The organism is Hydrogenobaculum sp. Y04AAS1, from assembly GCF_000020785.1.
GTDB lineage: Bacteria > Aquificota > Aquificia > Aquificales > Aquificaceae > Hydrogenobaculum.
Genome location: NC_011126.1, coordinates 1 through 11616 on the forward strand (window position 1 = coordinate 1; position 11616 = coordinate 11616).

General features: G+C 35.9%; 11 protein-coding genes and 2 tRNA genes. 4 read left to right on the plus strand and 9 right to left on the minus strand.

Annotation, left to right across the window (positions count from 1 at the left end; translation table 11 throughout):
- Nucleotides 1–102 precede the first annotated feature (102 nt).
- Nucleotides 103–1599: a chromosomal replication initiator protein DnaA gene (dnaA, locus tag HY04AAS1_RS00005; protein ID WP_041307931.1), complete on the plus strand. Its 1497-nt coding sequence runs from the start codon at nucleotides 103–105 to the stop codon at nucleotides 1597–1599.
- On the opposite strand, the gene HY04AAS1_RS00010 is transcribed toward dnaA, so the two are convergent.
- Together HY04AAS1_RS00010 and metG are read right to left on the minus strand one after the other, a co-directional pair.
- Nucleotides 1600–2403: a sulfite exporter TauE/SafE family protein gene (locus tag HY04AAS1_RS00010; RefSeq protein ID WP_012513051.1), complete on the minus strand. Its 804-nt coding sequence runs from the start codon at nucleotides 2401–2403 to the stop codon at nucleotides 1600–1602.
- Nucleotides 2400–2750 carry a methionine--tRNA ligase subunit beta gene (gene metG, locus HY04AAS1_RS00015; protein ID WP_012513052.1) on the minus strand — a complete coding sequence of 117 codons (351 nt, stop codon included), beginning with the start codon at nucleotides 2748–2750 and terminating at the stop codon, nucleotides 2400–2402. The genes HY04AAS1_RS00010 and metG overlap by 4 nt, the downstream gene beginning before the upstream one ends.
- Nucleotides 2751–2809: 59 nt before the next feature.
- Here metG and HY04AAS1_RS00020 point away from each other — a divergent pair, with 59 nt between their 5' ends.
- From HY04AAS1_RS00020 to cdaA, 3 genes are read left to right on the plus strand one after another with little or no spacing between them, the layout of a single operon-like run.
- Entirely contained in the window at nucleotides 2810–4258 is a 1449-nt protein-coding gene (locus tag HY04AAS1_RS00020) for a glycogen synthase (RefSeq protein ID WP_012513053.1), read from the plus strand.
- The gene (folP, locus tag HY04AAS1_RS00025; protein ID WP_012513054.1) at nucleotides 4258–5445 is read left to right on the plus strand and encodes a dihydropteroate synthase; all 1188 of its coding nucleotides are present in this window, start codon (nucleotides 4258–4260) and stop codon (nucleotides 5443–5445) included. The genes HY04AAS1_RS00020 and folP overlap by 1 nt, the downstream gene beginning before the upstream one ends.
- Complete coding sequence (cdaA, locus tag HY04AAS1_RS00030) at nucleotides 5438–6184, plus strand: diadenylate cyclase CdaA (RefSeq protein WP_012513055.1); 747 nt, start codon at nucleotides 5438–5440, stop codon at nucleotides 6182–6184. The genes folP and cdaA overlap by 8 nt, the downstream gene beginning before the upstream one ends.
- 4 nt (nucleotides 6185–6188) lie before the next feature.
- On the opposite strand, the gene HY04AAS1_RS00035 is transcribed toward cdaA, so the two are convergent.
- The 7 genes from HY04AAS1_RS00035 to HY04AAS1_RS00065 form a co-directional block, all read right to left on the minus strand.
- Complete coding sequence (locus HY04AAS1_RS00035) at nucleotides 6189–7586, minus strand: TolC family protein (RefSeq protein ID WP_012513056.1); 1398 nt, start codon at nucleotides 7584–7586, stop codon at nucleotides 6189–6191.
- Between the two features lies 1 nt (nucleotide 7587).
- Complete coding sequence (locus tag HY04AAS1_RS00040; protein ID WP_012513057.1) at nucleotides 7588–8679, minus strand: HlyD family secretion protein; 1092 nt, start codon at nucleotides 8677–8679, stop codon at nucleotides 7588–7590.
- Nucleotides 8680–8757: 78 nt separating this feature from the next.
- On the minus strand, nucleotides 8758–9465 hold the full coding sequence (locus HY04AAS1_RS00045) for an ABC transporter ATP-binding protein (protein ID WP_012513058.1): 708 nt from the start codon (nucleotides 9463–9465) through the stop codon (nucleotides 8758–8760).
- Nucleotide 9466: 1 nt separating this feature from the next.
- Nucleotides 9467–10603 carry an ABC transporter permease gene (locus HY04AAS1_RS00050; RefSeq protein WP_343122201.1) on the minus strand — a complete coding sequence of 379 codons (1137 nt, stop codon included), beginning with the start codon at nucleotides 10601–10603 and terminating at the stop codon, nucleotides 9467–9469.
- Between the two features lie 89 nt (nucleotides 10604–10692).
- Nucleotides 10693–10765 (minus strand) — tRNA-Ala (locus tag HY04AAS1_RS00055).
- Nucleotides 10766–10772: 7 nt separating this feature from the next.
- Nucleotides 10773–10845: transfer RNA gene (locus HY04AAS1_RS00060), tRNA-Pro, on the minus strand.
- Between the two features lie 232 nt (nucleotides 10846–11077).
- A complete protein-coding gene (locus tag HY04AAS1_RS00065) occupies nucleotides 11078–11563 on the minus strand; it encodes a septal ring lytic transglycosylase RlpA family protein (protein WP_012513060.1) in 486 nt (161 codons plus the stop codon).
- Nucleotides 11564–11616: the final 53 nt, after the last annotated feature.

An 11616-nucleotide genomic window follows, 5' to 3' on the forward strand; every position in this document is an offset into this window, starting at 1 on the left:
ATTAAGGTTCTTTAAGCATTTAGATCAAAATATAAAAGGTATTGATAAGTTTCTATTTTTTTTGTATTTTTAACACTAACGAGACCTATATACTTAAAACATATGAATAAGAACCTAAATCAATTTAAAAAAATAAAGGTAAATAGGAAAAGTGAATTTTTTGGTGTTTTAGGATTTTCAAATCAAAAAAATACCAATAAAGACTGCAAAGGCATATGGGAAAACATACTTGTTGGTATAAGCAAGAAAATTGACAAACCTACAATGGCCCTTGTTAAAAGCTTAAAACCAATAGCTATTGAAGGAAAAAGCCTTGTATTGGAATGCCCCACAGAGCAATCAAAAAACTGGATACATCAAACCCTTGGTAACATACTAAGAGATGAAGCTTATAAGAAAGGCTTTTCCATAAAACTTGTGATAAAAGAGCAAGATAATCCTAATATAGACATAAGTTATTCAACTTACAGAGATAGTGTTGATAGGCAAACTGCCGTAGATAAAGCGCCTTTTAGCATGTCTATACCTTCATACCCTAACGCTGAAACTAAGTTGAACCCCTCTGATGTAAAAAATAAAACCGCTTTTAAAGAAGGTATATCTTCTAAGTATACATTTGATAACTTTATAGTGGGTAAACAAAACGAAGTGGCTTATAGGGCATCTTTAGAAGTGGCTACAGATGAAAATTCTATATATAACCCCCTTTTTATATACGGGAAGGTAGGAAGCGGTAAAACGCATCTTTTGCAAGCTATAGGCAACAGAGCTTACTCTCTTGGAAAAAGCGTTATATATACATCCATGAACGATTTTACAGAGGAAATGGTTTATTATTTAAAGGCTGGCAATATAATAAGCTTTAGAGAAAAATACAAAGGCGTAGATATCTTACTCATAGATGATATACAGTTTTTGTCTGGTAAAGAACGTACGCAGATGGAGCTTTTTAACATATTTAACTATCTTTTTCAATACAACAAACATATAGTATTTGCAAGCGATAAGCATCCAAGAGACATAAAAGATATCTCCGAAAGGCTTGTAAGTAGGTTTGAAGGTGGTCTTTTGGTGGAAACCAGCATAGATGATCAAATAAAGCTTTCTATTATAAAACAAAAGATTCAGATTTATGGACTAAACGTAGACGAAAGGCTTATATCCTATATAAAAGACAATACCACCAACAACGCTAGAGAGATTGAAGGTCTTGTGCTTCAGATAAAGGCAAAAGGCGTTTCTATATTAGAAGCTTACAACTCTGCCACGCATTACAACTCTACCACAGTTACCAACACACCAAAAGAAATAAGCATAGACAAGATTAAAAAAGCTGTAGCAAACTATTTTAACATTGGTATGGATATCTTTAATAAAAGCTATAAAAACAAAAAGTACGCTACAGCAAAACATATAGCTATCTTTTTATCAAGAGAGTTTACGGGCTTTTCTCTTGCTGAGATAGCAAAGGCTTTTAACATAAAGTCCCATTCAAGCGTTAACCATTCTATCAAAAAGATAGAAAAACAGATAAAAGAGGACAAAACGATTCAGTACTCTGTATCCTCTTTAAGAGAGATTATAAGAAAATTAGATTGATTATCTTATGTTTCTGTATATAATGTATAAGCCTACAAGTATAACCGCTATAGCGTAAAAGGTTTTTAGTTTTTTTGCGTTTAATCTAGTTGCCAGTTTCACACCTAAGAACCCGCCTAAAAAACCACCTATTAGATAACAGATGGCTATGAGAAAATCCACCTCGTGTTTTGTAGCATATACTATGGCAGTTGTTATACCAAACATACCTACCGATATCAAAGAGGTGCCAATAGCTTTTATAGTGCTTAAGTTTGTGCTAAAAAGAAGTGCTGGCACTATCAAAAAACCACCGCCTATACCAAAAAACCCAGATAGAATACCCACGAAAAATCCGGACAAAGCTATTAAAAAAGGATTTCCTGCAATTCCTTCTTTGTGAAACTCTTTCTTTTCTTTTGTAGACATTACGTAGAAAGCTATAGCTATCATCATAAACCCAAAAGCCACCAACAAATCTGCGCCTCTTAAAGAAGCCCCCGCTTTAGCCCCCAGAAAAGAGCCTATTATACCGGGTATTGCAAAGATAAAACCCTCTTTTATACTGACGTTTCCATGTTTGAAATGAAACATGGAGTTGATAAACGCGTTTATACCTACCGCCAACGCTGTACTGCCTATAGCAAGATGTTTAACGATATTGTCTTGTTCTTTGCTTAAGTTTCCATTGTCAAGTCCTACGAAGTAAAGTAGCAACGGTACCGCCAGTATAGACCCCCCACCTCCTATTAAAGAAAGTATAAGTCCTACAAATACGCCAGATACAGCTGACAGTAAGTATTGAATAAAAGTAATATGTATCATCTTGCAAAGGTACCATCTTTTACATCTTTATCTGGTATTATCAAGGAGAAGTTATCCCCATCGGACAGGGCTAATACCATACCCTGAGATTCAAAGCCCATCATTTTTCTTGGTTTTAAATTGTATACTACGAGGATTTTTTTGCCCACAAGCTCATCTTTGCTGTAATACTGCTTTATACCTGCTAATATTGTCCTTTTTTCATCTCCTATCTTTACTTCTAATTTTAAAAGTTTATCGGATTTTGGCACTTCTTCCACATCTAAAACTTTAGCTAAAGCCAGCTTTACCTTTGAAAAATCTTCTATACTTATTAGTTCTTCGCTTGTAGTGTTTTTGACCTCCATGTAAATATTATATAATTTTTTGTTTCTTAAAGGTGTTGTTTGTATGGTAAAATTAAAATATGAAAATATGCTTTGTGGCTTCTGAGTGCGAGCCTCTGGTGAAGGTGGGTGGGTTGGGTGACGTGGTCCAGTCCTTGGCAAAAGAGCTTGTAAACCTAGGGCATCAAGTTTCAGTAATACTTCCATTTTACAAGTCAATAAAAGCCCAAAATGTTCAATTCATCACACAGCATACGTTAAATTTAGGCGGTGTGTATTACGATTTTCATATATATAAAACTAATTTAGACAATGTAGATATATTTCTAATAGACCAAAAGACATTTTTTGGAAGAGAATATGTTTATGGTACCCCAAAAGGCCCTTACGAGGATAATTATCTTAGGTTTGCCTTTTTCTCGTTAGCCTCTTTGGAAACCTTGTCTCACGTTTGTCATATCCCAGATATAATACACATTCATGATTGGCATACAGCGCTGGTGGCTGTTTATAAAGATTTATATTTTAAGCATCTTGATGAGACTGCTACGGTGCTTACTATACACAACATAGCTTTTCAAGGTATATTCCTAGGTCATATTTTACCTCAAATAGGTATACCGTGGGGGCTTTTTAATCCAGAGGATTTAGAATTTTACAATCAAGTTAATTTTTTAAAAGGCGGTATAGTGCATTCTGATGTTATAACTACTGTAAGCAAAACACATGCTAAAGAAATTCAAACAAATATGGGGTTTGGCCTTGAGGGTGTGCTGAGGGAGAAAAGATACGTTTTTGGGATTTTAAACGGAATAGATACCGAATCTTGGAACCCTGCCACAGATAAAAGTTTGTATCAAAACTACGATATTAATACCTTTAAAGCGGGCAAAGAAAAAAATAAAATGTATGTGAAAGAACTTTTTGGGCTTGAAACTCCTCATACAAGACCTTTGGCAGCATTTATAGCAAGGCTTGCAAAACAAAAAGGGCTTGATTTGATAGAAAAAGCTGTAGACGATGCTGTAAAAATAGGTTACGATTTTATATTTTTAGGCTCTGGAGATTATTATTATCAGGGTAAAGTGCTTGATATGGTTAAAAGAAACATGGGATACGTTGCAGCTAGGATAGAATATAACGATATATTATCTAGAAAGCTTTATGCCGGAGCTGATATGTTTTTGATGCCCTCTGAATACGAGCCTTGCGGTATAGGCCAGATGATTGCTATGAGATACGGAGCTATACCCATAGTGCATAAAACTGGTGGTTTAGCGGATACCGTTGTAGATTATAACGAAGACAACGAGCACGGTACTGGTTTTTCTTTTGAAGATTACACCTACAAAGATTTTCTTTATACTATGGCAAGGGCTATGATAGTTTATCAGAAAAAATACATTCCAGAAGACAACGAATGGTATAACATTGTTTCAAACGCCATGGCTCAGGATTTTTCTTGGAGAAGAAGTGTCCAAGAGTATATAAAAATTTATAAAACTGCAAAGCTTATAAAAATGCACTGATGAAAATAACATTTTTAAATACGTCAAAAGACGTCCATGTATATATAAAAAGAAATATCCATTACAGTATTAAAACCGAAGACGTATCTAAAATAGTGCCCTCTTTTGCTATAAAGTTTGAGGGCTTTTTAGAGAAAAACGTGCTAGAAAATGCTGCTCGTTTTGGTGTATTTTGCCACAATCAGGGGAAATATGCATTTGTTATAGGAAATAAGTTTGGTATTTTTGAGCTTTTAAAAGCCACAAAACCAAAAATAGCTAAAGAACTTATAAAGCATATTATTAATTTTGGCAAAGAGCACCGTTACAACATATCTTACAACACAAAAGTTTTGCACCTTTCAGACATGAAACCACTTGTAATGGGAGTTATAAATATAACCAAAGATTCCTTTTACGCACCTTCAAGGGTGGATGAGAAAGATATACTTTTTAGAGTAGAAGAGTTTATAAAAGAGGGTGCAGATATAATAGATATAGGAGCTCAATCTACTAGACCTGGAGCAGAGGAAATATCTTCTGAGGAAGAGGTTCGTAAGCTTTTAGAACCCTTAAGAAAGATAAGAAAAGAGTTTAAGAATGTGTGGATATCCATAGATACATATTTTTCCAATACTGCTAGGGTATGTCTTGAAGAAGGGGCAGATATTATAAACGATATAAGTGGTGGAGTTTTTGACGATGATATACTAAAAACTATAGCTGTTTATAACTGCCCTTACATCATAGGACATTCCTCTTCGTACAAACCAAATCAGTGGCCCCATACAGATTTTGAGTATGAGGATATAACCCTTGAAATTATAAATCATTTTAAAAGCCAAGAGACAAAGCTTTTAGAACTTGGGTATAATCTCTTTAACGGCATAATCATAGACCCATGTATAGGCTTTGCCAAAAAACCTATGCACAACTTAGAAATTTTAAATCAGATAGAAGCTCTTAGAAGTCTTGATAGGCCAATTCTTATAGGTACTTCAAGAAAATCTTTTATAGGTATAGTGATAAAAGAGTTTTTACAAAAAGAATCTATACCAGCCCCAGAGCAAAGGCTTGTAGGAAGTCTTGGGTCTATAGCCCAAAGTATTACAAAAAACGCTTGCCATATTGTAAGAACCCATGATGTAGCTACTACTAAAGAGTTTATAGCGCTTTTAGATGCAATAAGGAATTATCATTATGCTTGAGATACTGCATTTTATCACCCTTAAAGATATTATAGATATAGCTTTGGTCTATTTTCTCGTATACGAAGTCATATATTACATGGCAAAATCAAGGGGAGGTCAAATACTAAAGGGTGTAATTGTAATAGCTCTTATTTGGATGCTATCTGAAGCCCTAGGTCTTAAGACCATGTCTTTTATCTTTGAAAAACTTTGGACCTTAGGCATAGTGGTACTTGTTATAATATTCCAACCGGAGATAAGAAGAGCATTATCAAGACTTGGTGAGAGAACCAGCATACAAAAAAATTCTCAAGCCACCCAAAAGGTAATAGAACGTATAGCAATGGCTTGCTCTTTTTTATCCCAAAGACAAATAGGGGCTCTCATTGTCATAGAAAGAAGCCAAAGCTTAGAAGATATCATAGATGGTTGTTCTTATATAGATGCAACTGTATCTGTAGAACTTCTTATAACGATATTTTATCCTATGACACCTCTGCATGATGGTGCTGTTGTAATAAAAGAAGATAAAATATTGTACGCTTCTTGCGTATTGCCATTGTCTAAAAATAAAGACCTTCCCAAAAAATACGGCACAAGGCATAGGGCTGCGGTTGGTATCACCGAAGAATCAGATGCTTTAGCGGTGGTGGTATCAGAAGAAACCGGTGATATATCCTTTATAAAAGCCGGTGTGATAACGAAGATGGAAAGCCCTGACATGTTAAAAGAGTACTTAGAAAAAGAGTTAAGCTGATTTCTTAATACCCCAATACGTTGTATAAAGACGATATATCTTGTATAAGTTTTAGTTTCTGATCTAAAAGGGCTTTTTTAGATTCAATTAGATTTGTTTTATAAGTGAGTAGACTGCTGTAAGGAGTAAGTCCTGCTTTGTAATTTGCAAGCGCTATGCGGTATTGATCCAACGCGGTTTGATATGTTTTTTTTAGGCTTTTATAATTAATATCATCTGTTTTATATTGAGCGATAGCATCATCCACTTCTTTAAAAGCCTTTAAAACAGTTTGTCTATAGTTTAGTATGCTTTGAGCCAAAGCTACTTTTGACGCTTTGTATAAACCTAAGTTTTGATTCCAGTTTAGTATAGGTTCTATAATGTTTAGGCCAAAATTCCAAGATATACTTGGCTGGGTCACGAGGTTATTTAGCTGCTGGGATTGAAAGCCGTAGCTACCAGTTAAATCAAAAGATGGAAAGAAGTTCGCCAAAGCGATTTTTTTCTCGTAAGCACTGTTTATTACATTGTACATAGCTTCTTTGACATCTGGTCTTGTGGTGAGCACTGTGGAGGGTATTGCTTTTGGTATAGCAAAATCCTTTGGCAACGTACCGTATATAGAAAATTTAAAGTCTTCTGGATATTCTCCCAAAAGGTAAGCAAAGGCATTTACCAACACTTTTCTTTGGGCTTTGTAGGTTTCTAACGTTTGTTCTAAATTTAGCAATGAGCTTTTAGCTTGGTCTACATTTTGATAAGATGTAAGTCCGGCTTTGTAGTTTGTTTGTGCAAGCTCTAAGTTTTTCTTTGCTATGTTTATTTCTTTTTCTAAAAGCTCTATATAATGTGCATTTTCTACTATTTGATAGTAGTTGTTTACTGTGTTCATGATGAGGGCGTTTTTAATGGCTTTGGCTTCTTCTTTTGATATTTTTACATTTTCTTTGTAATATCTATAGGCGTTTAGAGCTTTTGCAAAAAGATCTATCTCATATGAGGCACTTACAGAGAGGTTGTAGGTGGTATAGGGCGCTATACTGAAAAATCTTCCGGTGGGTGTCCGTTTAGATAGTTTTTGTCTTGTACCGGATACATTTAGGTTAAAATTTGGAAAAAGCACAGATGAGTTTTCAAGTACATAAGCCTTCGAGAGTTCTATATTTTTAAGAGCTATAAGGTAGTTTGTATTGTTTTTGAGAGCTAAGTCTACATAGTAATCTAGGGTTTTATCGTTGAAGGTTTTCCACCAGTGTTTGTAAAGGTTTTGATCTTTTGTGGTGTAGACTTGTTCGTATTTTGAAAGCTTTTCTTTAAAAGCGCTTGGATATTTTATAGATACATTTGTTGGTTTTGCGTAAAAAGCGCAAGAGTTTAATATCAGAGCTCCTATACCAATAACAACTATAGCCTTTTTCATATTATTTGCCCTCTAAATATATGTCTACAAGCTGTCCTGGGTAGAGGTTTACGTTTTTAGGCTTTTTAAATCTAAATATTACAGGTAGAACTCTTACGTCTACTCTTTCTAGTAGCTCATCCGATAGTTCTATCTTAGGTGTTACATAAGGTTCTACCGCTACAAATTTGAGGGGCACAGATATGTTGGTACCTCTTATAAACATAACGGCCTTTAAGTCTTTTATAGGTGGTAGTTTTGCAAGAAGTATTTCATCTATAAATGCTCTAACTTGAAGCTCTCCATTGGAGCTTTGACCAAGTCTTACAGGTGTAACGTAAGAATGTGTATAAGTATAATAAACACCAGAAGGTGATACATAGTCCCCTTTTTCCACGTTTAGCTCTAAAACAGTTCCAGATACCGGCGCTTTTACCGTATATCTTTTTAAAAGTTCCAAAGCACTTTGGTAAGCATGCTTATCGGCTTTGTAAAGTTGATACTGGGTGTTTATATCATAACTCCATGCTCCCGCCTTTGTGAGTTCATAATTTTTAATTGCCACTTTAAGATTTTCTTTTGCTTCTTTTAAAGCGTTTTTTGCGTTATCTAAATCTTGTTTTGATACAGATTTTGGGTTTAGTTTATAAGAGTTTAAAAGCTTTTTATAGTTTGACTGGGCATAAGCAAGCTGCGCTTTGGCGTAATCTACTTGAGCCTTTGAAACGGCCAAAACTTGGGGTCTTGGTTCGTGTAAAAGCTCTTGATATTTTGTATAGTCTGCTTGCACTTGATGGTAAAGCTGTTTGACCGTTTGGGCTTGTACGCTGTCATCCACTTGGAAAAGCGGTTGTCCTTTTTGCACAAACTCACCGTATTTTACAAAAACCTTTGTTACATTTCCAGATACCTCAGGGTATACATTTATGCTCTCCCCACTGGCTTGTACTGGTTCTATAATGCCGTTTGCATAAACGCCATTTTTAAAAGGGTCTTTTGTCATATATACAGGTGGCGGTGGTTTTGGAGCTGATCCGTATATGTGAGCGCTTATAATACCTGCTATGATACCAAGAATAGCTAAAGCTATCAAAATTTTTGTTTTTGTATTCATTTTTACCTCCTAAAAGCCAAAAATTTACAAGTCTGCCACGCTTCACAAGTCTGCCACGATTTACAAGTCTGCCACGGTTTAGTGTATTTCATCCAAAGAAGCCTCTTTTATAACACCATCTTCCATATGCACTATTCTAGTGGCATCTTCAAATATTCTGCTATCGTGGGTTATAACCAATATTGTCCTTTCTGGCGTAAGCATTCTTTCTTTTATAAGTTGCATTACTTTTTTACCGGTATCTCCATCCAAAGCGGCGGTAGGTTCGTCCAAAGCCAGTATTGTAGGATTTGTGGCGAGAGCCCTTGCTATTGCTACTCTCTGTTGCTCCCCGCCAGATAACTTGTAAGCTGGAAGCTCGTATTTAGATTCTGGAAGCTGGGCCATTTGAAGTTTTTCTTTTGCCAAATTTATAGCTTTGTCCCAGTCTTCACCTTTTAAAACAAGAGGTATAGCTACATTTTCCAAAACGCTCAATCTAGGAAAAAGATGGTAATCTTGGAAAACAAAACCTATGTTGTTTAGCCTAAACCTTGCCAACGAATCCGTGTCTAAAGACCATATATCTGTATCTTTTACTATTACCTTACCGTTGTCTGGTCTCAAAACCCCAGATATTAGGCTTAAAAACGTGGTTTTACCAGAACCAGAAGGCCCTACTATATACAACATCTCTCCGTAATATATGTCTAGACTTACATTTTTCACAGCACACGTTTTAGCTTCACCAGTCCCAAAGCATCTTGTGAGATTTTGCACTCGTATGGATATTTTTTTATCCTCCATTTTATCCTCTAAACACTTCAAAAGCCTCTACTTTTAATACCTTTCTTACTCCTAAGAAACTAGCGAAGGCTGTTATAAATACAACCATCACCAAAGCTGCTAGCATGTTGCCGTATCCCACCATAGCTGCGTAGTTTGGAACTTTGAGATGTCCTAAAGCTATCATCGATGAGGATAAAAGCACTCCAACTCCGTAGCCTACAAACCCCACCAAAACCGCTTGAATTACTATTATAAAAACAAGCTCTTTCCTAGTAGCTCCTATAGCTTTTAAGGCCCCAAATTTTTCAAGATTCTCCAAAACAAACGTATAAAATGTCTGCCCTGCTATCGAAAGCCCTACTATGAAGCTTACCAGTGTCATAATTAATACATTCATACCAAACCCAGTTTTAAACATGTAAAAATGGGCATTTATCTTAGTAAATTCTTTAGAGGTTAAGGCTCTATAACCAAGCTTAGCTATAGCTTTTTTAATCTCTGGTATGTATTTGGGGTTTTTAAGCTTTAAAAGTACGTAAGATATCGTAAACCTTGTAGTGGGTAAATCCTCGGTAGCTCTTGTATAGGTGGTATATAGGGTTGGATTTCCAAAAAGCCCAGACATTGCAGTTTTGGCAAAACCCACTATTACCCCTTTATGATCGTTTACTTCAAAGGTAGAACCTATATGAACGTTTCCAAGCTTTTTTAAATCCGCATCTTTTATAGCTATAAAAGCGTAGCTTGAATATATATCGTTTATATTCCCCTTTATCATGATGGGTCTACCCATTAAAGAAACATCATCAAGGCCTACTATATCCACAGCTTGATATCTTCCGTTTGGAAGTTTAACGGTTCCACCTCCTACATATATTGGAGCAGCGTAAAGAACCCCGGGTAAGCTTCTTGCATAATCAAGCACGTAATCTGGAAGAGGTATGTTGTCTTTTGAATTATCTACACTCCTATCCATTACCCACATATCAGCGCCTGTATTGTATATGCTGGAACCAGATTTTGCTATTACACCAAAAAATGTGGATGTCATTTGAAGCATCAAAAACACAGCAAACCCGACACCCATAATTAGTGTAAAAAATTTACCAGAATCTCCGGTGAGAAGTTTTATGGCTATGGTGCCAAGACCCCTTATATTCATACTTTTAATTATATCATAAAATTAATTAGTTTCTATGATATATGACTGACGATTCAGTTTATTATATTCAATTCAAAGTATTATGGAGATGAGGGGAGTTGAACCCCCGACCTATGCCTTGCGATGGCATCGCTCTCCCGACTGAGCTACATCCCCTATAATATCGGGGTGACAGGACTTGAACCTGCGGCCCCAGGCTCCCGAAGCCTGTGCTCTACCACCTGAGCTACACCCCGTATTATAATAATTATAAGCTATTTTGTGCTATTAGTTTTCAGCTAATGTATTTAGAATCTCTAATGCATTTTTTTGAGAGGGTATGTAGTATCTGGCAAACGATGGTCCAGTGCCTACCTTTATAGTTATGGATTTCAAATGTAAGTGGCTCCATTCCTCTGGCTATCAGAGGAATCCTGTTAGCAATTATAACTAGCTTCATAAATGAATGATACCACTTAAATATTTAGCTTACGAATCCCTGGATGTTCTTATAATATCTTTTATTATATCAACATTTTTCCTATAGGCGTAAGAACAGCTTAGTGACATTACTCTCACTCTTGCTACCCCCTGAACCAATATGCCTAGGGCTTTTGCTGCTCCGTAAGAAAGATCTAATGCTCTTCCTCTTACAAATGGTCCTCTGTCTACTATTTTTACTACCACAGATCTATGGTTTCTTGGATTTTCTATAAAAAGCATTGTGCCAAAAGGAAGAGTCTTGGAGGCGGCAAAGTAAAGATCGTGATTGTAAACCTTACCATTAGCGGTGTAAATGCGTCTTGCACGCCCATACCATGACACATAAACATTTTTAGAATAGCAGTCCCTTTGGACTGTATTAGCTTTTGCTTCTGAGCCTACGCCAAGAATCAGGAAAGCGCTAAGTATTAGCGCTATGTGTTTCCTCATTCCTGGGAGTAAGCTCATGAGAATACCCAAACGGTTTCTCATGATAACTACCTCCTAAATAAAATTTTTCATTGCTAACTCATGGGTATAAGGTT

What these genes read in the sequence shown, in the direction of transcription:
- dnaA (WP_041307931.1), top strand. Translation starts at nt 103, where the DNA reads ATGAATAAGAACCTAAATCAATTTAAAAAAATAAAGGTAAATAGGAAA.
- HY04AAS1_RS00010 (WP_012513051.1), bottom strand. Translation starts at nt 2,403, where the DNA reads ATGATACATATTACTTTTATTCAATACTTACTGTCAGCTGTATCTGGC.
- metG (WP_012513052.1), bottom strand. Translation starts at nt 2,750, where the DNA reads ATGGAGGTCAAAAACACTACAAGCGAAGAACTAATAAGTATAGAAGAT.
- HY04AAS1_RS00020 (WP_012513053.1), top strand. Translation starts at nt 2,810, where the DNA reads ATGAAAATATGCTTTGTGGCTTCTGAGTGCGAGCCTCTGGTGAAGGTG.
- folP (WP_012513054.1), top strand. Translation starts at nt 4,258, where the DNA reads ATGAAAATAACATTTTTAAATACGTCAAAAGACGTCCATGTATATATA.
- cdaA (WP_012513055.1), top strand. Translation starts at nt 5,438, where the DNA reads ATGCTTGAGATACTGCATTTTATCACCCTTAAAGATATTATAGATATA.
- HY04AAS1_RS00035 (WP_012513056.1), bottom strand. Translation starts at nt 7,586, where the DNA reads ATGAAAAAGGCTATAGTTGTTATTGGTATAGGAGCTCTGATATTAAAC.
- HY04AAS1_RS00040 (WP_012513057.1), bottom strand. Translation starts at nt 8,679, where the DNA reads ATGAATACAAAAACAAAAATTTTGATAGCTTTAGCTATTCTTGGTATC.
- HY04AAS1_RS00045 (WP_012513058.1), bottom strand. Translation starts at nt 9,465, where the DNA reads ATGGAGGATAAAAAAATATCCATACGAGTGCAAAATCTCACAAGATGC.
- HY04AAS1_RS00065 (WP_012513060.1), bottom strand. Translation starts at nt 11,563, where the DNA reads ATGAGAAACCGTTTGGGTATTCTCATGAGCTTACTCCCAGGAATGAGG.